Annotated in this window: 15 protein-coding genes; 4 read left to right on the top strand and 11 right to left on the bottom strand. The window is 66.8% G+C overall.

From position 1 onward, the window contains the following. Positions 1–127: 127 nt before the first annotated feature. Both ENSA7_RS06540 and ENSA7_RS06535 read right to left on the bottom strand, forming a co-directional pair. Positions 128–799: a hypothetical protein gene (locus ENSA7_RS06540; protein ID WP_146157411.1), complete on the bottom strand. Its 672-nt coding sequence runs from the start codon at positions 797–799 to the stop codon at positions 128–130. Further along, positions 796–7,326 carry an RHS repeat-associated core domain-containing protein gene (locus ENSA7_RS06535; protein ID WP_181233298.1) on the bottom strand — a complete coding sequence of 2,177 codons (6,531 nt, stop codon included), beginning with the start codon at positions 7,324–7,326 and terminating at the stop codon, positions 796–798. The genes ENSA7_RS06540 and ENSA7_RS06535 overlap by 4 nt, the downstream gene beginning before the upstream one ends. A gap of 287 nt (positions 7,327–7,613) precedes the next feature. On the opposite strand from ENSA7_RS06535, the gene ENSA7_RS06530 reads away from it, so the two are divergent. Continuing rightward, entirely contained in the window at positions 7,614–7,865 is a 252-nt protein-coding gene (locus ENSA7_RS06530) for a hypothetical protein (RefSeq protein WP_106088340.1), read from the top strand. Between the two features lie 323 nt (positions 7,866–8,188). Further along, the gene (locus tag ENSA7_RS43270; RefSeq protein ID WP_181233296.1) at positions 8,189–8,347 is read left to right on the top strand and encodes a hypothetical protein; all 159 of its coding nucleotides are present in this window, start codon (positions 8,189–8,191) and stop codon (positions 8,345–8,347) included. A 297-nt stretch (positions 8,348–8,644) separates the two neighbouring features. Here ENSA7_RS43270 and ENSA7_RS06520 read toward each other — a convergent pair whose 3' ends face one another. Further along, positions 8,645–10,237 (bottom strand): zinc metalloprotease, encoded by a 1,593-nt coding sequence (locus ENSA7_RS06520; protein ID WP_106088338.1) that lies wholly within the window; start codon positions 10,235–10,237, stop codon positions 8,645–8,647. A 7-nt stretch (positions 10,238–10,244) separates the two neighbouring features. Beyond that, positions 10,245–12,392 (bottom strand): DNA polymerase/3'-5' exonuclease PolX, encoded by a 2,148-nt coding sequence (gene polX / locus ENSA7_RS06515; protein ID WP_106088337.1) that lies wholly within the window; start codon positions 12,390–12,392, stop codon positions 10,245–10,247. 94 nt (positions 12,393–12,486) lie between these two features. Here polX and ENSA7_RS06510 point away from each other — a divergent pair, with 94 nt between their 5' ends. After that, the gene (locus tag ENSA7_RS06510) at positions 12,487–13,602 is read left to right on the top strand and encodes an RAD55 family ATPase (RefSeq protein WP_106088336.1); all 1,116 of its coding nucleotides are present in this window, start codon (positions 12,487–12,489) and stop codon (positions 13,600–13,602) included. Between the two features lie 129 nt (positions 13,603–13,731). On the opposite strand, the gene ENSA7_RS06505 is transcribed toward ENSA7_RS06510, so the two are convergent. The 4 genes from ENSA7_RS06505 to ENSA7_RS06490 form a co-directional block, all read right to left on the bottom strand. Further along, positions 13,732–14,409 carry a hypothetical protein gene (locus tag ENSA7_RS06505; protein ID WP_146157410.1) on the bottom strand — a complete coding sequence of 226 codons (678 nt, stop codon included), beginning with the start codon at positions 14,407–14,409 and terminating at the stop codon, positions 13,732–13,734. Beyond that, on the bottom strand, positions 14,406–15,377 hold the full coding sequence (locus ENSA7_RS06500; protein ID WP_106088334.1) for a hypothetical protein: 972 nt from the start codon (positions 15,375–15,377) through the stop codon (positions 14,406–14,408). Before ENSA7_RS06500 ends, ENSA7_RS06505 begins: the two co-directional genes overlap by 4 nt. A gap of 33 nt (positions 15,378–15,410) precedes the next feature. Next, positions 15,411–16,226 (bottom strand): hypothetical protein, encoded by an 816-nt coding sequence (locus ENSA7_RS06495; protein ID WP_146157409.1) that lies wholly within the window; start codon positions 16,224–16,226, stop codon positions 15,411–15,413. Positions 16,227–16,318: 92 nt separating this feature from the next. Next, positions 16,319–17,176: an alpha/beta fold hydrolase gene (locus ENSA7_RS06490; protein WP_106088332.1), complete on the bottom strand. Its 858-nt coding sequence runs from the start codon at positions 17,174–17,176 to the stop codon at positions 16,319–16,321. Positions 17,177–17,268: 92 nt separating this feature from the next. On the opposite strand from ENSA7_RS06490, the gene ENSA7_RS06485 reads away from it, so the two are divergent. After that, positions 17,269–18,513: a sterol desaturase family protein gene (locus ENSA7_RS06485; protein ID WP_181233294.1), complete on the top strand. Its 1,245-nt coding sequence runs from the start codon at positions 17,269–17,271 to the stop codon at positions 18,511–18,513. On the opposite strand, the gene ENSA7_RS06480 is transcribed toward ENSA7_RS06485, so the two are convergent. The 3 genes from ENSA7_RS06480 to ENSA7_RS06470 all read right to left on the bottom strand — a co-directional run bounded on the left by ENSA7_RS06480 (position 18,455) and on the right by ENSA7_RS06470 (position 21,599). Then, positions 18,455–19,753: a hypothetical protein gene (locus tag ENSA7_RS06480; RefSeq protein ID WP_146157408.1), complete on the bottom strand. Its 1,299-nt coding sequence runs from the start codon at positions 19,751–19,753 to the stop codon at positions 18,455–18,457. The two genes, ENSA7_RS06485 and ENSA7_RS06480, sit on opposite strands and share 59 nt — an antisense overlap. 20 nt (positions 19,754–19,773) lie before the next feature. Beyond that, on the bottom strand, positions 19,774–21,189 hold the full coding sequence (locus ENSA7_RS06475; protein ID WP_146157407.1) for a hypothetical protein: 1,416 nt from the start codon (positions 21,187–21,189) through the stop codon (positions 19,774–19,776). A 128-nt stretch (positions 21,190–21,317) separates the two neighbouring features. Further along, positions 21,318–21,599 (bottom strand): hypothetical protein, encoded by a 282-nt coding sequence (locus ENSA7_RS06470; protein ID WP_106088328.1) that lies wholly within the window; start codon positions 21,597–21,599, stop codon positions 21,318–21,320. Between the last annotated feature and the right edge of the window lie 80 nt (positions 21,600–21,679).

Genomic DNA, 21,679 nt, shown 5'->3' with positions numbered 1-21,679 from the left:
GTTTCCTTCTTCCGGAGGTATCCATCAAACTGGGGCAGATCTATACTATTGATTGGGCACCGGAATACGGATGGGCAAGTGTCGTTTTCACGGCGCGACCTTGTCGCACGCCACCGAACCCAAGGAGTCATGATGATTTCTTCCTTGTCTTCTTGCGGCGCTTCGCGCTCTGCTCGAATCGCTTGAGCCGGACGGCGATCTCTTTGTAGAGGTCCGGGTCATCGCGCAACTCGACGAGGACTTGCTTCGCGTGAGGTTGTCGGGAGCGGGTGAGGACGTCGATCAGGTACAGGCGACTCGGACCGTTGCGGGGGTCCTTGATCAGGGGAATCACGTCGTCGACGAGTTGCCTGTCCTTGATGCCGTGTTCCCGCAGCGCGACGGCGAGGCCCTCCTTGGCACCTCGATCGGTGGCTTGTTTGTAGAGTTTGACGAGCGTCGGCCACAGAGCGCGGGTCCCCGGAACGGCTAGCGCACGACCAATATCCTCGAGGACCTCGCTGCGATACGGCTTTTGTATGTGATCGAGCAGAATCTGGACTACCTCGGGATGGGGCTCGTTCAGGCTCTGCAGATCCCACACACGCTCGACCTCTACGCCGACTTTGGCCACTGCCTCGATAACGGGCGTCTCCGCTTGACGCAGCTCTGCTTGATACCTCTCGATCTCCGCCTCCCGCTGTCGTTGCGCCTCCAGCATGGGCTCGTAGAGTCCATGCTCCTTGAGATACGCGTGGTGCTCCGCCAGCGTCATCCAGCCGGGTGGAACGGGTGGAGTCTCTTTTTTCTTGCCCTTCAAAATGGTATTTCCCTGATGATGACGTGTTTTGCCGCCTCAGCAGCTCGCAACGGACCCGAGATCTTCGCCCCTGGTCGGACATAAAGATGAAACGCTTTGCCGGTTTCCGCCGCAAAATCAGCGTAGTCCCTGAGTTGGCGCGTATAGGCCAGTTTGGCCGTGTTCTTGACCTCACTCACCACGCTGATCGTTGTTTTTGTGACGCCGTCGGGAATTCGTGTTCGGCCATGGATTGTTATAGCCTTCTTCTCCCCGATATCATAGACCGCACGGACCGCGGCCTCCCCGGCTTGTCCCGTCTCGACGGCCGCTTTCCCGCCGCGACTCGCCTTCTTGGTCGCGCGCTTCGCGGTCTCCCGGCGGGCCTTGTCCCGCAACGCCTTCGTGGCCAGCTTGCGCGCCGCCATCTTCGCCGCGGCTCCGCGCAGCAAGCTCGCGGCCAGCTCGACATCGCCGCCGAGGATCACCATCGACATGCCAACGGAGAACTCTACGTACGCGGGCGGATTCTGCTGATGATGGATGACGTGTGCGGCGACACGGTCGGCGGTGTTGTGGCGTCGCTCCTCCTGCGAGGGTCCTTCGTGCGGGAGCATGGCGTCGGCGAAGCCGACCAGAGGGTGGTCGTCCACGCCTGTGCCCAACCGTTGCCCCATATAGACGAGGCCGTCGCCGAGCAGTCCGGCGGCCACGCTACCGAAGGAGATGTCATTGCCAGTCCCCGGTCCGTTCTCACCCGGCTGTTGGTTGGCCCTTGGCTGCGAGCTGCCACCTTGCTTTGGCGTTGGGCCGGGACCTGGCTGCGTCTGACTGACGCCGACCATGCCGTTGGGGTCTCCGGGATGCCCAAACGCTTCGGTCTCGACTTCGCTCGAGTTTCCGTCCGGATTCGACGGCGCGGGCGAGAAGCCGGTCGGATCCGTGAGCGAGAGCGGCTGATTCAGCACGTAGGCGTAGCGGTTCCACCCTTGCGTGCTGTCGGGCGCGACCACGAAGGGATCCGCGCTGGCCATCCGCCCGAGCTGCGGGTCGTACATCCGCCCGCCCATGTTGAGCAGACCACCGTCTTCTTGCGCCTCGTGCCCGGTGAACCCGAGGTTGACGGCGCCGAGCTCCGCGAGCACCTCGGGCAAGCTCCAATCTTCGGCGTCGCGTCGCTTGCCCCACACGTCGAACGACATGCGCTGCTCCACGACACCGAGCTCGTCGCTGACGACGTCCGTAGATCCCAGGTGATCCGTGTGGAGGTAGTGCGTGGCTCGGGTCGCGGTCAACCCATCGTCAGTATCGACGACGGTGGCGACGTTCCGCTCGAGCCCAGGCACGTAATAGTGGTGCTGAGTCTCGCCGCCGATCGTGTCGTGATGACGCTGGTACAGCTCGGTGACGTAGACGCTCTCGCGCGCGTCGGCTTCGCTGTAGCGATAGACCCGCTCTTGATCCGCGTCGTACTCGAAGCTGCTCGCCCCGCCCTGGGTCTCGAGCTCGGCCGGCTTGTCGAACGCGGTGTAGCTCAGCGTGATCGCGCGCGCGCCCGTGCGAGCGAGCAGGTTGCCGTTGCCGTCCCACTCGTGACCGCTCGCGTCGGCGACCGCGAGTCGGCCATTGCTGTCATACTCGTACTCGCCTCGATCAGTGGCGAACACCAGATTTCCCAGGCTGTCGTAGGCAAAGTGTCGATCGTGACTCTGCTGGCCATTGCCCGTGTGGACGGCGGCGACGCGGTGCAGAAAGTCGTACTCGAACGCCTCGTGCTGGGCGTGGAGCAGATCCTCGCGGCGCTCGAGCGTGCCGTCGTGGTTCCACGTGTACGCGAGCGACTGCAGCGCGCCACCTAGCTCCGAGTTGGACTCGATCGTCTGGGTGAACGGACGCAGCGGATCATAGCTGCGCTGCGTGGTGGTCCCGTTGCCGAACTGCTCCATCGTCACGCGATCGAGCCCGTCGACGTCGTCCACTCGCCACAGCAGCGCGTCGGTCGGACCGCTTCGAACCTCGCGCAGTTGGCCATGGTTGGTGTACGCGTTGCGGACCCAAAACGACGGCAGCAGATCACTGTGCGGGTAGTGGATCTCCGCGAGGCGATCGACGTCGTCATACGCGAAGCCAAGCTCGAAGCTCTCACCCGCGATGACCTTGGTGAGCGACTCGAGCCGGCCAAAGTCGTCGTACGCGAGCAGCTGCTCATGACCATCGGGGCTCAGGCTGGCGTCGAGTTCACCGATGAAGTCCTGGTCGAAGCTCCAGGTGGTCAGACCGTCGACGTCGCTGCGCATGATGACGCGACCGAGCGCGTCGCGGTCCAGCGCGACTTCGTTGTCGTTGCCGTCGACGTAGCGCGCGAGCTCGCCGTGCCCATTGTAGAAGTAGCTGCGCAGACCTTCGCTGGGGTCGTGGCTGGAGATCAGCCGGCCGAGATCATCGTGGACGAAGCGCTTGATCGTCGGCGGTGCCTCGCCCTGATCCACGCTCAACGCCGCTCGACCCACGCAGTCGGGCCGGACGTGCGTGGCCAGCTCCCAGCCGCCGTAGTCAAAACATAGCTGCTCCTCGTCGGGAGTCCCGAGTGCGCGCACGCTCTGGATCACGCGGCCAGCCAGATCCCGGCGGGTGACCTCGATCATGCCGCCCGTGTCGATGTGCACCAACTCGAGCCCCTGGTGCAGCCACGACTCGCTGACGTCGTCGGGCAACCGGTGGCGGATCAGCCGATCCGCAAAGTCGTACTCATAGCGATCATGGCCGTCGGGCGGCAGCCCGTAGATCGTCGGCAGACTGACGTGCGTCACGCGACCTAGGCGGTCATAGCGGGTCGTCACGTCACGCGCGACGCCGTCGTGCCCGGGGCTGCGGGTCTTGATCACGCGACCCAGCCGATCATAGTGAGCGACGTCGTAGCCGTGGCCCGCGGTCTCCTGCCGGATCTCCAGCACCGCGTTGTCGAAGTTCGGCCCCAGCATTTGATAGCTGAATGTGGTGTCGTCGCCGCGCGGGACCTGACCGGCGAAGCTGCGCAAGCCCGTGACGTGGCCAAGCCCGTCGTAGTCGGCGACCTTGCGCAGGCCGTTGGGATCCCTCGCCTCGATCACCACACCCAAACCGGGATCCCAGCGCAGCTCGGAGCTGTGCCCGAGCGCGTCGACGCCCTCGATCGGGAACACGCCCTCATCGTCGTAGCTCACCGTGCTGCTGCGCTGCTCACCCGCGAAGTCGGACGCGGTCTGACTGACCAGATTGCCGTGAGCGTCGTAGCTGCGGGTCGTGTGCAAGAACACCTCGGGCCGGGTCGGCTCGAGCGTGTGGGTCTTCAGCGCCCCGGTGTCTGGATCGTAGCTGGCGATCCACTCGCGCTCGCGGGTGGTCTGGCCGAGTTCGAGAAAGTAGGTGCGCTCGAAGATCGGCAGGCCGAGCAACCATGTGTCGCCGTCATTGATGTGGCCCTGCTCGTGCCGATAGGTGAGCGTCTTGTCGCCCGCGTCGATCGAGGTCGTCCACAGGGTTGGGTTGGCGTAGTCGTCGAGCTCGAATAGCGTGTCGACGACGTCGCTGATCCGTTGGTCCTCGTCGAGTTCGTCGGGCTCACAAAAGGTGTCGGCGCAGGCCTCCAGCTCGTAGCTGCGCGCGACCTGCTGCGAGACGTAGGGGTGATAGCCCGGCTCGGTCTCGACATAGTCGAAGATGCGCTTGATGTGCGTGACAACGTGCTGACCAGTCTGTGCGTCGCGCTGATCCTCGGTGATCGTCGCGGGGATCCCGGTATAGGGAAAGTCGCGGAGTTCGGGCGCGTAGGTGTGGCTATAGCCGACGCGGCGTCGGTAGATCGGCTGATGATCCTCGTCGTACTCAATCGTCTCGTGCGAGACGAAGCCAAGGCCGCGCCGGCCCTCACGATCGCTGCGGGCCATTCCGTAGCGGTGCTCGAAGCGGCGCGGTACCAGCTGACCGCCGCTGTCGAGCCGGTGGGCGTCCACGACGATCCGCGGGTCTCGCTCGCAGCGGCGAGGGTATGCGCAGCTGTCCAGATCCAGCGCGTAGATCGGACTTGGCGCGTCGTAGTCGGTGATCGAGCGGTAGCTGATGTCGATCCAGGCGCCGAGCCCGTTCTCGATCCGCACGAGCTTGTCGGGCACGTCGCCCACCCGCTCGCGCAGCGACCAGCGAAGCGAGGTGAACACGCCGACGTCGTGGAGGCCGTCGCCGGTCAGATCAAACGCGGTGCTCGCCCGCGGGCTCGTGTAGATGTCGCTGAGCTTCAAGTCGAGCGCGACGGGCAGCTCGTCGAAGCTGCCGTCGCCGTTGCTGATCCACACAGTCCAGGCCCAGTCACTGCCGTCTGGATCGTCGATCGGCGTGAGGTAGTCGAGCACCCCGTCACCGTCATAATCGAGCACCCCAGAGGCCAGGAATCGCGCGAATGATCGATTGCCCTCGACCTCCGACTGCATCAACCAGCCGCCGTCGACAAACCCGGCGCCAGTGTTGAGCCAGATCCGAACGCCGCCCCACTCCGGCAACGGGGGATCATCGACGACGATCGTGTCGTAGATCAGCTCGAGCTGATCGGGCCCGTCGCCACCGTGCAGCTCATAGCGCAGAATGTCCTGCAGGCCGTCGTCGTTGAGGTCCAGGACCCGATCGACGCCAAAGCCCTGGTTCGATCGCGGAAAGTCATCCTCAATATCGGAGTTGTTGTAGTGGCCCGCGAGGCTCGCCCGCCAGCGCTGGGCGAGGTCTGGCGGGAGCCCGGTCGGCGCGAGCGAGCCGGCCCAGTCTGCGTGGGGATCGAGCTCGAGCGCCGCGTAGTCGGACCACTCCTTCGAGGGGATCCGTTTGTGTTGGCCGGCGTCCCAGGCCGGGATCACCAGCAGCGAGGCCAGACCGTCGCCGTCGTGATCGAGGTGCAGGAGCTTGTCGTAGCTCGAGCAGACCAGGCCAGTGTCGTAGACGGCGTTGGCGTTGAACCCGACGTCTGGCACGTTGGGCGCGAACAACCAACGCCCGGTGCCGAGCTCGGGTTCCTCGAGGTCGGCGTCGCCGGCACAAAACAGGAGATCGCCGAGGCCATCGCCGGTCTGATCCGCGCCGCTGAACAGCCAGATCAGCCCGGCGCCGGGGTCGAACTCGAATTGATCGACGCCGCCCTCGGCCAGGCTGCGGGCGATGAAGAAGCTGCGACCCGCCGGAGGCAGACCCGGGATCGGCACATTGTCACCGAGCGCATAGACGTCGTCGCGGCCGTCGCCGTCATGGTCCGTCGCGAACATCGGCGGCACCGCCGGGCCGTTGCTGGCGTGGGATCCCAGCGCCAACGGGCCGCTGCGCTCGCTCTCGTAGACGAGATAGTGCCCGTCCGCCGCGCACTGCTGAAAGTTGGGGCGCGTGGATCCGCAGTATTCGAAGTCCTGCCCGTACGCGCCCGGCTGCGAGGTCCAGGTCTCCCAGCCGCGATGCTCGGGGAGGTTGGACGTACCGTCGCCAGCGGACAAAAACATGTCCGTGCGCCCGTCGCCGTTGGCGTCGAGCAGGGTCATGAGCTCCGCGAACGGGTCGACCACATACTGCTCGTTGTTGGGGAACAGCATGAATGGAAAGAAGGCCCGCTCGGCGAAGTTGACCTCGCCGGGCGTGGACTCGAACCCGTGCTCTCCGGGCTCCCACTCGAACCGCGTCGCAGGCTTGCAGACCTGCTTGGCGTCGCACTGCTGAACGGCCTGAAGCAAGCTGCGCCCGGTGATGCTGGGGTTCGCGTAGGTCAGCTGATAGCGATACGCCAGCCCATTGGCCGCGAAGCTGGTGACCCTCGCAAGGCGCGAAGACTGCCGCTGCGGCGCGCCGAGACTATAGCCATGCGAGGGATCCGGCCGTGTCTCCCAGTCCAGCCGCACGTGGCGGGTGCTGGTGTGCAGGCCCAGGTGTGCGCCGTAGTCGATCGTGCTCAGGTAGTGCTCGACGTCGGCCTCGCCGATGATCTGCGCATTCGGGCCGAGCACCGGAGTGGTCTCGTAGCGATAGTGGTAATTGACGGCGTTGCCAAAGCGATCACGCAGCTGCGCCAGCGACCAAGTTCTGGCGCCGAGGTGCGTGGTCACGGTCGCGTCGCGGCGGCACCCGTACGTTGCGATCGTGCCATCGCGCCGTCGCACCTCGAACCCATACCCACCATGGCAGGTGTTCGAGCCGTCCGCGTCGACCTGGGCGACGACGCGCACGCGAGAGAAGTCATCGCGCTTGGGCCGGTAGGTCGCGCCGAGCTGAAACGGCGCGCCGTCGACGAGCATCAAGCGCTGGCCGTCGAGGCACAGCGCGTCGTCGCTGGTCATGCGCACGGGCGTGACCTCGCCGTCCTCCGCGAGCGTGCGGCCGCAGCGGGTGATCGCCGAGTTGCCGCCGCCGAGTGCCCAGCCGACGCCGAGTGGCCCGTCCCCGAGCTGGCTGTCGTACTCGAGCGACAGCGCAGGCTCGAGTCCACGGGCGGCCGGCGGGAGCTCGAGCGGTATTGAATAGCGGGCAGCGCCGCGATCGTCCACGACGAAGCCTACCGGCAGCGTGCCAACCGGCGACGACGCCGTGCGCTGGGGTGAAGAGGCGCCCGCATTGGGGCCTGCGAGCAGAGTGTGTTGCAGCAGGGAGCCCGCGAGTGGCGTCGCGCGAGCCTGGGGAGCGATGGATAGCCACACCGCGACGCTCAGCAGCATCAACAGCGCGACAGCGCGATGCTGAGGGCGGTCCGCGTTCGGCGTGGCCATGCCGGAACATGCCAGCACGAGCGCGTTGCTGTCACGCGCTGATGTTGCCGCGCAGCTACAGGCGGAGAGTGCCGCGGCTCGCCCTCGGCAGGCAGATCCTCGGTCACTTCAACGTCGGCGTCACCGACGATCGGCTCACCTGCGTCAGCTTCGGCCTCGCCGTCGGCGATAGCGTCGCCGTCAACTTCGGTCACGCCAGGCTTGCGTCGCGCCTGCGCGCGCATCACCAGGATCGGCCGCAACGCCACCTCCACAGCCTTCGCGGTCTCAAGCTTCTTGAAGTCGTACAGCTTCGAGAGGTGTACAGGCGTGAAACCTGAGCACGGCGCAGACCTCCCCCCCACAGCCTCCGCACTTCGCATAGCAGGCCTCCACACATTCGTCGGCTTCGACACTCAGCAGTGGTCGAGTTGTGGCGAACACCGAGACGTCGCCGTCGAACCGGATCCCACTATCAAAGCCGCGGACATGGCCGCTCGCCGCGCCCGGGCGCGGCGAGCTACTCGAGGCCCAGCTGCACGAGCTGGTCTCGAGATGGCTGGGCCTTGGGCCGCGCGCGCTGGATCAGACTCAGCGCGGCCCGGTGGTCAGCGCTTAGACCGTTGTGCACGAGTTGAAACGCCAGCCATGCTGCGCTGCGTCCATGACCCTGCGCGCAGTGTACGAGGGTTCGTCCGCAGTCGGGCAGCCGAACCGGTTCGTGGTCCGCCAGCGGCATCCCATCGAGGTTGGGGATGCACTGAGCGCGATCGGGGTGACTGGCGGGGAACTCGGCGGTGACGTCGAATATGTGATCGAATGAGGCGGCCTCAGATTTGGTCGGCCGCCGTCCGATCCAGATATTCGTCCCCGCTACATTGTCACTCCAATTCTCCCGAGACATACACCTCTCGAGCGACGCGACGCCCCACGTCAGGGCAGCCAAGGAAGGTTGATGAGCAGGAACAGGCGCCTCCCCCTCACGAGTTCGGGACGGTTCACCCCATAGGCGGTCGCCAGCACGCACCCCGTGAGAGCCGGCCAGCGTGAGCCAATCCACGAATGGCAGATGCAAGCGGGCGAGGAGGCTCGCCCGCGAACCATCACTCACGCCGCCCCGTCACTCGGCGCGAACATTCAGCGCAAACTCCCGACGGTCGACGATCTCCGCGGCGCTCACCTCGAGCTCGAGCCCCCCGTGGACCCCAATAACCTCGATATCCTCCAGCGTCACGCCATCAACCAGCGGAACCTGAACGAGCCGACCATCGGGAACATCGGGCAGCGGTCGCGTGTCGGTGGCCAGCTCGAAGCTCCCCGCGGCGGTCCGAAGCTCGACGCGCAGCTCGCCTCCGAGCTTGGCTTGCGGCGGCGTCGAATTCTCGTTGATCCACCAGCGGCTCTCGCCGCCAGCCTGCACGACGCCCGTGAGCACGGTCCCCGCATAGCCGTCCGGCGCCGCTACAGTCGGCCCGGTCATGTCAGCGCCCGCCCACGCGGTGAGCATGCGCTGCACGTTGTAGCTCTTCGTAAACCGATAGTCCGAGACCCAGTACGGCCGGCAGTAGCTCATGAAGTCGGTGAACGACTCTGGCGCGTAGAACTGGGCAGTGAGCGGATCGAGCCCGCGAGCGCCGAGCGTGGCGTTCTCGTGTGGGTAGCCCGGATCGGGCCCCGCCGCCCCGCCACATGGCGCGTGCAGGGCCCCCTGCGCGTGGCCGACCTCATGGACCGCGGTGTTGACCGACTCGCGGACGTCGTTGGGATTCCACAGCCCGGCGCCGTAGCGCATCGACGCCTCGCCCAACACTGGCGGATCACTGTTGACGGGCGCGACGCCCAGGATGCCGTCGGGGACGGCGCTGCAGTCGTCGAGCAGGATCAAGAAGAACGCGTCGGGGATGTCGCCATACTCCGCACGGATCGGCCCAACGACCGAGAGCAGCGAGAGCACGTCGGTCGGCGCGCCAATGTCGACGCTGAGCGAGGTGTCGATCGTGACGCTGTTGGTCTCGATCCCAGTCCAGACCTCGAAGCCCGAGCGAATCGCCTCGACCTCGGCCTCGGGTAGCACGCTGGTGTCGGTCGAGCAGCCCGGGATGTCGTAGTGGACGCCGACCAGGTAGAGGTTCAACCCGGCCGGATCAGCCTGGACCGGCATCGCCGTATTGTTGTCGCGCGGCCACCTGGTCTTGCCCGTGGTCTTGGGGATGTCGAACGCGGGCTCGGGCTCGACCACGGTCACGCTGTAGCGCATGCCAGGGACCACGTCCTCGGGGGCCAGGCGCCAGTAGAAGCCCGAGAGCAGATCGTCGTGGGTGGACTTGCCGACGACGACGGGCGGGCTGCCCTTCGCGGTCTCGCGGTCGGGGTGAAGCACTTGTGTGCCGTCGGGGTACTCGAGGTGCAGGCGAGCGATCAACGGGCGAGGCGTCCACTCCAATGGTGGATCCCACAGCGCCCGGACCCACATGTGACGATTGGGCACCAGCGGCACGCCGTAGGTGGTTGGATCGACGACGGCGCCAGCTTGGTAGATCGGCTGGACGACCGACTGCGAGACCTCGATCTCCGTGATCTCGAGCTCCCCACGAGCCGGGCCGTAGCCTTCGGTCTCCCCGGTCTCCATCCCCTCGTCGTCGAGCGCCTCGTCGTCGGAGCACCCGGCCACGATCAAGAACAGAGCGAGGCCAGATTCCGGATGAAGACGCATGGCTGCATCATAACGGCTTGCTCAGCAGATCGAACCCTACCTGTAGTGGGTTCTCGCCCCGTTCCTCACCCAGCTCGGTCAGCGCTCGCTCGAGCGTGGGATCCGCGGCCGCGGACATCAGCCACGCGCTCAGGCGCTCGCGCAGCTCAGCACCCAGCGGAGCTTGCGTGAGCGCGGCTCGGAGCGCGTCGCGGTCCTCGACTGGCTCGGCGACCGCGGCCGCCGAGCCTTCCTCGACCGGCGCCTGGGCGACCGCGGGCGGGAACTCGAGCGGCTCGAGATCGATCCACGCGTGATCTTCGCTGCCCGTTGGTCCCCCACCCCGATCCTGGTCGAGCTCGACAGCGGCGTCGGTGTCGGTGTCGGGCCCCGCGGGGACCTGGACGAGGATCGGCACGGCTCGCCACTGAGGATCCCCGTGATCCCGCAGACGCCGGGCCCGACGGGCGGCGATCACCTCCCACGGCTGGGCGTTGAGCACGTGCTCACGCTCGAGCCAGCCCCGCCGCGCCATCGCGAGCGCGAACTCTGGCCGGCCGAGGTGGCGCGGCGCGTGGGCGTCGGTGTTGAGCGCCACCGCCACGCCGCGCTCGCGGCAGCGCCGACAGTCGACGTCGCCGAGGTCCATGCGGTTGGGCCCGCCGTTGCACTCGAGCGCGACGTCGTGATCACGGGCCGCAGCCAGCACCGCCTCGAGGTCGAGCGGGTACGCGTCGCGCTTGCCCGGCCGACGACCGGTGGGGTGCCCGATGCAGTCGACGACCCCGCTGTGGATCGCCCGGATCACCCGCTTGGTCATGGTCGCCTCGTCTTGCTCCGTCCACCGATGCACGCTGGCGACGACCCAGTCGAGCTGCGCGAGCAGGGCCGGATCGAGATCGAGATCCCCGTTGGCGAGGATGTCGACCTCGATCCCGGATCGCAGCTGCAGGTCATCGAACTGGGCGTCGAGCCGGCGGATCCGCTGCAGCTGCGCGGCGAGGCGCGGCTCGTCGAGGCCGTTGGCGATCCGCAGGGCCTTCGAGTGATCCGTGATCGCAATGTAGCGATGGCCCAGCTCGCGGGCGCGCTCGCTCATCTCGCGCAGGGTCCCGGCGCCGTCGCTGTCGGTGGTGTGCATGTGCAGATCCCCGAGCAGGTCGCCGGCTTCGATCAACTTGGGCAGCCGCTTGCGATCGGCCGCCTCGACCTCGCCCTGGTTCTCGCGCAGCTCCGGGGGGATCCACGGCAGGGCGAGATGGCGAAACACGTCGGCCTCTTCTGGACACGGATCGATGAGCTGCTCGTCGCGCGTGAACACCCCCTTGTCGCTGACCTTGAGCCCCATCCGACCGGCCCGCAGCCGCAGCTCGATGTTGTGCAGCTTCGAGCCGGTGAAGTAGTGCAGCCCCGCGCCGAAGCTCTGGGGCGGGAGCACGCGCAGATCGGCCTGTTGCTGGTTGCGCAGCCGCACCGAGCAGCGCGTGTCCCCGCGCAGCAGCACCTCTTCGACGTCGGGCAGGCTCTGGAACCGCGACGACACCGGGCCCGGATCACTCGACGCGACCAGCACGTCCAGATCACCGATCGCGGCCTTGCCCCGGCGCACGCTCCCGGCCAGCTCGATCCGCGCGACCTCGGGCAGCGACGCGAGCGAGGCGATGATCCGCCGGCCGACCCGCTGGGCCTCGATCAGCGGGACCTTGCCGCGCCGCTTTCGGTAGGCTTCGACCCCCGCGAGGATCTTGTGGACCATCGCGGTGCCCATCCGCGGCATCGCTTCGATCGCGCCAGCTTGGGCCGCGTACTCGAGCTGATCGATGGTCTCGATCCCCAGGCGGTTATGGATGTTGCGCACCGTGGTCGGGCCGATGCCCTTGATCTTCAGCATCTCGCGCAGCCCGGGCCCGACCTTGCGGCGCAGCTGATCGAGATCGTCGCAGCTGTGTCGCCGCAACATTTGCTTGACCCGGTGGACCGTGCCCGAGCCGATCCCGCGGACGCTGTCGAGCTCGCCGCGACTGAGCAGCTCTTCCGCCGGGCGCGGCAGGCCCTCGATGATCCGCGCCGCCCGACGAAACGCGGCGATCCGGTGACGATCGCCGCCGTCGATCTGCAGGAGGTCGGCCATCTCGCCAAAAAGCGCGGCGATCTCCGAGTTTTCGAGGCGGGCCATGCGGACAGCGCGGCCGAGGTGTTATGTTCCTGCCCCCCGGCCCGGCGCCAGTCTAGCCGAGCCCACCGAGTAATCGAGCGACCGAGCAACCGACATGGCCAACGACGACCAGAACCAGCAACAGCCCCAAATGCCCGGACAGATGCCCGGCATGCCCGGTATGCCCGGTATGCCCGGGATGATGCCCGGCCAAGGCGCCCCCGGCATGAACCCGATGATGGGCGGCATGAACCCCATGATGATGCAGATGATGCAGATGATGGGGCAGATGGCCGGCGGGATGGGCATGGCCCCCCAGTACGACGCCTCGGCCGCCCCCTTCCAGGGTGAGCTCAGCAAGGACGAAGACTCCGGGCTCGACGCCGACATCATCCGCCCGGCCACCTTCGACGATCTGATCCGCAAGCAAGAGCCGCTGCCCACCGGGACCGTGCTCGATCACCTGTGCCTGACCGAAGACGGCAAGCACTCGCTCGGCGGCCTGCCCAAGGGCTGCACGATGGCGCTGGTCGGCCCGCCCGGGAAGGGCAAGACCCGCACGACCCTCGGGACCCTGGCCCGCGTGGCCCAGTCCGGGATCAAGGTCGCGTTCGTGGTCGCCGAAGAGGGCTTTCACGACAAGGCGGGCTCGGGCCGCGATGACCTCGGCTCGCGCATGACCAAGATCGGCATGGCGGCGACCGGCCTGAGCGAGGCCGACTTCCGCAAGCAGGTGCTCGAGAACATGTGGGTGATCGAGTCGCAGTACCACCGCGGCCAGACCTGGGACGACTTCATCGCCAAGTACCGCTACCTGGTCGAGAAGGCCGGGATCGGGTTCGTGGTGATCGACTCGCTCAACATGCTCGATCCCAGCAAGAACAAGACCGCCGATCACCTGAGCACGCTCAAGACCTACAACCATGAGCAGGGCGTGACCTGCCTGTGCGTCGGCCAGATCAAGGACACCGGGGCGCCGGTCGGCGGCGAGGCCATGCAGCACACCGCCGACGCCGTGTTCCTGATCGAAGAGATGGGCCTGAGCTCGAAGGAGATCGCGTCGGAGTGGGGCGGCAAGTACCGCGAGCGCATCGACATCATTCGGGCGGTCAAGTGCGTGTCGTCGCCAACCTTCCCGCACCCGATCCGGATCGAGCAAAAGCCCGGCACCGGTGAGCTGTTGGTCTCGGATCTGCAGCCGGCCGACAAGGCCGTGCTGCCGCTCGCCTGACCCATGCGTTTTCAGCTCGGGTCAGGCTTCTGACCCGCTTGCAGGCGCCAGTCGTCGACTGGTTCACCGTTGGCAGCGAGCTGTTTTCACCGGCCCCGCGCTGCCCTTTGGGCGGCCGGGGTCGGCGCGTCAGTCAACCGCGAAGCTCGAGGTGACCTTCATCTCGGGCCCGTCGAACGCCGGGAACTTGTGGCCGTAGACGGCCTTGCGAACGCACGGGACCATGCCTGCTTCGGTCAGCCTGGCCGGCGCCGAGGCGTTGACGCCAGTGACCTTGCCCTTGCCGTCGACCCCAAAGCTGTAGCGGACCGTGCCGCTGTTGAGGTCAGGCATGCGCGCCGCGGCGTCGCGGACACAGGCCTGAAAGCTGGAGTCGAGCTTGGCCAGCTCGCGGTCGATCTGCGCGTCGCTGAGCCGCCCGGTGCCATCTGACATCGAGATGCTCTGATCCTTGTTGAGGTCGAAGCGGGGCACGTGGCTGTCGTTGTCGAGCGGCGGACCGCCCTCGGCCGCGAGCTCACCCTCGTCGGCGCTGGCGCCACCTCCCCCGCCCCCGCGGCGGCCTCGCCTGCGCTTGCGCTTGCCCGGCTCCGGCTCGTCGTTCTGCGCTTCCTCGACCTCGACCTCGGCGACCTCGACCTCACAGTGGCCGGCCTTGCACACCGTGCCCGCGCCACACAGCTCACCGCCGCCGCAGTCGAGGCTCGGCGCGTTGGCGAGGTAGGTGGAGTACCCAAACATGCCGGCCGCACCGAGCACCAGCCCGAGCGCGAGGCCGCCGACCAACATCCCTGATGGCGTGCTCATTGGTCTTCTTGCAGCTCGTCGTCTGCGCCCGCGGTCTCGGCTTGCTCGCGCGCGTCCACGACCTCGCTTGGATCGCGCACCGGGCCGCGAGCGTCGAGGATCGCGGGCCTGCGATCCTCCGGCTCGGGGAGCACCCGGCCAGCCTTCTCGGCCTTCTCGGCCTCCCAGCGCTCGCGTCGCTCGGCCCGCTCGGCGTCACGCTCGGCCCGCTTGGCCTCGGCCTCGGCCTTGTCCCACCAGGTCCGCTCACGGACCGGCCGGAAGTTCGCCTCTTCGTCGATGATGTCGAGCTCGTAGCGCTCGCGCAGCTCGTTGGGCAGCTGGCCATGCACGACCGTCTTGCAGGTGATGGTCTCTTGCTCGGTCTGCTTGTGCGGCGCCTTCCACTGATCCCAGCCACCCTTGGCCAGGACCTCTTGCGGGTGCGGGACGCGAGTATGGATGCGAATGAAGCTGACCGACTTGGCCGCCACGCCCTCGTGGTGGCGCTCCCAGTCGCGGCACACCCACGCCCCGTAGAGCCGCTGGTAGTGCTTCTTGCCGTCGATCCGCCGGTTGATCTTGCCGCGCCGATCGTACCAAAAGTAGGGATAGCGGTTGTCCTCCCAGATGTCCTGCTCGTAGTCCCACAGCTGCCCGTTTTCGTCCTCGACGAACACCCGCACGAACGCGTTGGTCCGGTTGGGGTTGGGGGCGAACATCGCCCAGCTCTGGTTGTTGCGGGTGCCCCGAAAGTACTCGTAGCCCTTGGTCTGCTGCAGGAAGCTCTTGTGGAAGTCCTTGGCCAGGCCCTTGCCCGGGGCGTTCCAGACGATCAAGACCGCCGCGTGGTAGAGCACGAACACGCTGGCGGCCAAGATCCCCCACAGCGGGTACACCCACGGGCTGCTCGCGCGGCGCTCGGCGAACGCTTGCGGCGCGTGCAGCAAGGTCTCGTGCAGCGGCGCTGGCTTGGGCGCAGAAGACATCACGGCGAGTGTGCCATGGCGCGAGAGCGGACACTAGCGAGGCTGGGCTGACTTGGCGGCCCGCGCCGCGGCGGCCTCCTCGGCCCTGGCGGTCTTCTCGGCCTTGACCCGCTCGGCCTCCTGCACGTGCCACCAGGTCTTCTCGCGGATCGATCGAAAGCCCTTGTCCTCGTCGATCAGGTCCAAGCCATAGCGCTCGCGCAGCTCGTTGGGCAGCTGCCCCTGGCTGACGGTCTTGCAGGTGATGGTCTCCTGCTCGAGCTGCTGCGACGGCGCCTCCCACTGGTTCCAGCCGCCCTTGGCGATGACCTCGGCGGCCTCGGGGACGGTGGTCCAGCGCCGCACGAAGCTGACCGAGATCGCAGCCTCGCCGGCGTTTCGACGCTCCCACTCACGGCACACCCACGCGCCGTAGATCCGCTGAAAGTGCTTCTTGCCGTCGATCCGCCGGTTGATCTTGCCGCGGCGGTCGTAGAAGAAATACGGGTAGCGATCCTGTTCCCAGATGTCCTGCTCGAAGTCCCACAGCTCACCGTTCTTGTCGGTCACGAACACGTGCACGAACGCGTTGATGCGCGTGGGGTTGGGCGCGAACATGTCCCAGCCCTGGGTGTTGTTGGTGCCGCGGAAGTACTCGTGAGCCTTGACCTGCCTCAAGAAGGTGTCGTGAAAGTTCTTGGCCAAGCTGACGCCGGGTGAGTTCCACACCAGCAGCACGGCCCCGTGATAGAGCACGAACACGCTCACGGCCAAGATCCCCCACAGCGAGTACGCCCAAGGGCTGCTCGGTCGGCGGTCGACCGGGACGGGTCGGCCCCGCAGCAAGCTCTCGGACAGTCGCTCGGACACGCCGGGATTCTGCCACCAGTCCGGCCCGTGTACAGACGCCCGAGGTAAAACGTCACTCCGACGCGCCCGAGACCTCGCGGTGCAAGCTGGGGTCAGCCGCTCAGGAGCTCGAGCAAGCCCGCCGGGTTGTCGACGTGAACCAGGTGGCCGGCGCCTGCGACCGTGGCCAGCGCGATGGTGCCGGCCTGCGCGTGTGCCTGTGCGCGCGCGAGCTCGTCGCCGTACACCGCCTGGGAGCGCTCGCCGAGCACGAGGGTGACCTGTCCACCTGCAGCGGCCTCGGCCTCGATCGCGGGCCACAGATCCACGCGGGTGAAGTCTTGTAGCAGCGTCCGGATCCGGTCGAGATCGAGGCCGAACCGCCAGCGCCTGGGCTCGGCCGCTGGCTCGACCTCGACCAAGTTTGTCGCCAGCCACTGGGCGATCAACTTGCTGATCCCCGCGGCGACGATGACGTCGACAAACTCGCCGCGGGTCTCGAACTCGGGCGGGAGCTGATCGAGCACCGCGATGACCTCGTCGGTGCTGCGGTCGCGCGGCTCGATGCGGGGGCCGACGGGGGCGTCGATGATCCACAGCGCGTCGACGCCGAGTCCGACCGCGCGCAGCTGCTGCGCGGCCGCGGTCGCGACCTTGCCGCCGAAGCTGTGCCCCAGCAGCGCCGCCACGCGGCCCCCCTCGGTCTGAGTGATCGACTGGGCGAGCGCGACCACGTCCGCGGCTGCAGCTGTGACCGTGCGATCACCCTGGAGGTCTTGCGAGTCGCCGTGGTCGCGCAGATCGACCAGCACCGCGCCCCAGTCGGTCGCGCCCGCGGCCGCCTGCTCGGCCAGCCACTTGCGAGCGAAGCTGCGCCAGTTGGCACCGCGGCCAAGGATCCCGTGCAGGAACAACATCCAGCGCTCCGGCTTCTGCGCATCGATGGTCAGGAGCTGATGAGCCAGGGTCATGCGCTCGCAATGTAGCAGCGGCTGGTCAGGAGGCGAAAACCTGCGAACGGCGCTGCACACCTCCGCAAAGATCGCGTATGAACGATCTGCGCATGACCGAAGAACACGGCATCAACCCCATCGCCTTCGCGGTCCCGCTGTTCCTCGCCTCGATCCTGATCGAGGCCGCGATCGCCAAGCGCCAGGGTCGGCAGGGCTACTACTTCTTTGGCACCGCGCTGGCCGACGTCACCAGCGGCACCGTCTTTCAGGTGCTCGAGGTGTTCTTCAAGTTCGTGCCGCTGCTCGTGTATGCGTGGGTGGTCGAGCGCTACGCGCTGATCGACTGGGGCGAGAGCACCTGGGGCTTGTTCTTCACCGCGCTGCTGCTCGTCGACTTCATGTACTACTGGTGGCACCGCGAGAGCCACGTGATCAACCTGCTGTGGGCGGTCCACGGGGTCCACCACCAGAGCGAGGACTTCAACCTGGCGGTGGCCCTACGCCAGCCGATCTTCGAGCCGATCACCTGGTTCTTTTTCTATATTCCGCTGGCGCTGCTGGGGATCCCCGTCGAGGTGTTCCTGGCCGCGTACGCGCTGGATCTGCTCTACCAGTTCTTCATCCACACCGAGCTGGTCCGCAAGCTGCCTGCGCCGATCGAGTGGGTGTTCAATACGCCCTCCCACCACCGCGTGCACCATGGCGTCCAAGATCAATATTTGGACAAGAACTATGGTGGCATTCTGGTGATCTGGGATCGCATGTTTGGCACATTTGAAGCCGAGGATGAGCGCGTCATTTATGGCACGACCGTGCCTGTGCACAGCTACAATCCGCTGTGGACGAACTTCAACTATTTCCAGCACATGGCCTCGCTGGCGCGGCAGGCCACGCGGCTGCGCGACAAGCTGTGGGTATGGTTCGCGCACCCGGCTTGGCTGCCTCAGGGGGTCGAGCGCGACGCCAACGAGCTCAAGCGGCTGAAGTCAGACAAGTACCGGCCCGAGGTCGCGCCCGAGCTGGTCTGGTACCTGAGCGGGCACTACCTGCTGCTTGGCGCGCTGATCCTGGTGTTCTTGATGTTCGAGGCCAGCTTTGGGTGGGGCCAGCGCGCGGCCGGCTGCACGGCGATCGTCATGAGCACCGTCGTGTTCTTGGGTCTGGTCGAGGGCAAGCGCTGGGCCGAGTGGATGGAGCTGGCTCGCGGGCCCGTGGTCGCGGGGGCGGTGGTGTGGTTGGCGGCGCTGTGGTTGCAGGGGTGGGTGCTGGTGGGCATTGGCGCGTTGGTGTTGGTGGTCATGTGGGGGAGCTGGAACGTTTGGCGGGCCCGAGTTCGGGGAGCGGGAGCCGCGTGAGGTAGCCGAACTGGGGGTTTTCGGGGTGGAAGCCGCGGTGCTCCTGGTAGCGGCGACGCCAGCTTGCGGAGCGTGGATCCACGGTCGTCACGACTCGCTCGAGTCGACCGTTGCGCCACTGCAATAGACAGGTCTTGTGGCGATACATGCGACTCGTGGCCCGCTGGATCGTGAATAGATCGACCGATTTGCCGAGCGCGACGAGCTGCATGACACGCAGGATCGCGTGCACACTCGTCGAGATGGTGCCGAGCCTCGCGGTCTTGACCTCGCGGTTCTCGGACGGCTGGGCGCGCAGGGTCGAGGTCATGAACCCCGCCGAGACGATCGTGTAGGAGCTCGCGTCGGTTGGGAATTGGTCCTCGAACACGTCGAAGCGGGTGTGTTCGACGCGATCTTGACGGGCCAGGAACGCCTGCCGCGCGGCGTTGTTGGCGACGGGGATCCGCGGGGCCGAGGCGTCCAGCATGATCAGCTCGCTGTCGTAGTCGGCCATGCGTGGGGTCATGAGATCGGCCGACACAAAGCTGCGCCCGACGAGCCGCTCGATCTCGGAGGTGTTGAAGCCACCGCCGAGATCGATGCAGCGCTCGGCCGCCCGGTTGATCAGCGCAGCCCCGGTCTCGGGATCTGCGAACAGGTCGTCGTACATGCCGAGCACGGTGTTGGTCACGCCGCCGTAGAAGCGGACCGGCTGGGGCTTGCGAGCCATCCACTCGAACACCGCGTCGCGCTCGAGGAACAGACGATTGACCCACGGCGCCAGCCGTTCGAAGCGCCCAACGGTCAGGCGGTGCAGGTGATTGTGCTCGAGCCCAAGCACCTGATGCAGCATGTTGAGCAGCACGAGCTTGAGGTAAGGCGGCGCCCAGCGCTCGCTGGTCAAGACATGCTCGAGGATCTCCTGGCTGTGGCCGTAGCCCGAGTTGTAGAGAAACAGCGCATACAAGGGCAGCTTGCCCAAGCTCGCGGTCGCCCAGTTCGACAGCATCAAGGCCCGATAGCGGTTGCCCTCGGCGATGAACCGCTCGACCAGCAGCTCGAGCCGCGTGTTCGTGCGGTTGTGCAGCTGCGCCTCGGCCCGCGCAAAGGTTGGCTCGCGCAGCAGCAGCAGCTTGGCCACGCGCAGCGTCGCCTCGGGCACGCTGGTGGTCAGGTAGTCGGTGGCGAGCGCCTCGGCGCGGACCTTCGCCTCGTCGTTGAGCGCGGCCACCTCGGCCATGGCGGACAGCGAGAACATCGAAGTCGGCAGCGACGTCGCTAGCCACCGTCTTTCTTCGCAATCGGGAGCGGCCCCGCGTTCACGTTGATCGCCGGATGGCTGCCCGTCTTCGGCCGGTCCGACCCCGAGTCCTCCGCGTCGAAGCTGAGCCCCGACATCCCCGACATGCTGATGTCCACCATCTCGTGGTCGACGTCATCCTGGGACTCCTCCAGCCCCCGCCCGAGCGCGCGCGTCGACCCTGTCCCGCGCCTCGCTCCGCCACGCTCCCTCGCCCGCCCCTTGGGCTCGCTGCGCCCAACACCAGACCCAGACCCAGACCCAGACCCAGACCCAGACCCAGACTTGGGCAGCGCCTCGTCCGACTGATCGCGCGGCCGCGCTCGAGCCAGATCACGGGGCAGTTCTCGGGGTAGTTCTCGAGCCCGCTCGCGATCAGGGTCCTCCGGCAGATCCCGTGCCAAGTCGCGGGCCAGCGTCCGCGGTAGCTCGCCAAAGTGATCACGAAAGCGAACGGAGTCCCACAGCCCGTGCACGGCAAACCCCAGGGCGAACACCTTGTCCTCCTCGCTGCTGTCGCGGCCCAGGATCTCGGCGATCTGTCCGCGCAAGAACGTGCGCTCATCCTCGTTGGTGCCGAGCTGGCCGCTGTCGAGCAGCTCCACCGTCCGCTTGCGCACGGCCTCGAGCGCGACGCCGGTCAGCAGCTCGCGCACGACCTTGGCCCGCTGGACTGGCATGGACGCGCCCCAGGTCCGCTTGGTGACCATGCCCGAGCCGGTCTCGGTGATGCCGCCGCTGACAAAATGAGGCACGACCTGGGTCGGCTCCTCGACCCTCGGCAGCTTCTCGGCCACGGCCTTCAAGAAGCTCTCGCCCATGAAGTCGAGCAGGATGAAGCCGAGCGCGTAGGCCTTCTCTTGATCGGAGATCTTGCGGACCTCGACCTCGCGGATCTGGTTGGCGAGATCTTTTTGTTCCTGCAGCGAGAGGTTCTGGCGGCTGCCCAGGATCATCGTGCTGGCGTGGATCCGCGAGCCGTCGAACTCCTTGCCGTCCATCAGCGCGACCACGATCGAGACCCGCTGCAGCGCGCGGCGTCGATCGATCTGTGCGTCGATGATCCCGAGCAGCTGATCCACGATGTAGCCGGGACCGATCGAGACCTGCTCGTCTCCGAGCCGCGCCGTGAACACCCGCGCCCGCAGAACCAGCGCAGCGGACAGGCCCGAGCCCATCGCCAAGGTTGCGCGGCCGACGTTGGTGTCGACCGTGGTGACCTCGGTGTCCAGCAAGATCGCGTGGGCGCCAAGAGCCATGCCACCGTTGAGCAGCAGGTAGAGCCACGCGAACTCACTCGTTGCGATCACCTTGATCGGCTCGTCGCGGTAGCGCGAGAGCAGCTCGACCAGGGCCGTGCCCATGCCAATGAAAAACGCGAGGACCCAGTCCATGTGCTCCTGGGCCTGTGGGGCCCAACCCCCTTAAATGTATCAGCCCAGCGCAGCGTGCGGACTCGCGGTCCGACGGCGTCTGGGGGCTGAACGGATATCCCTGGGTGAGGTGAGTGCGCGGCGAGTGCTCAAGCTACGCGTTGCCCGACGCGGGTGAGGCTGGCGACCTCGTAGCCCTCTGAGGAGCTGAGCTCGAGCAGGTTCTCGAGCACCAGACCTTCGAGGGCCTGGCGGATGCGCGAAGGGGGGTGGTTGACACGCATCCTCAGCTCGAAGTCGGTGGCAGCACCACCGACGTCCGCGAGGTAACGCAACACTGCGCGTTGAACATGGTCGAGCCTCACGTCGCGATCCTCCACAATTTGCCAGAACAAACTCTTGTCTGTCGGCCGGTCTCCACCCTTTGTCACCCGGCCACTTTAGCGAGGTCATGGCGAGCGTCAAGCGCGAAGTTGGGATCCGCCGCCCTACCCCCGCCGGGGCCCCAAAT

It is taken from the genome of Enhygromyxa salina, assembly GCF_002994635.1.
Lineage (GTDB): Bacteria > Myxococcota_A > Polyangia > Nannocystales > Nannocystaceae > Plesiocystis > Plesiocystis salina_B.
Note: the sequence above shows the minus strand (reverse complement) of the source record. Positions and strands in the feature narration are given on the sequence as shown.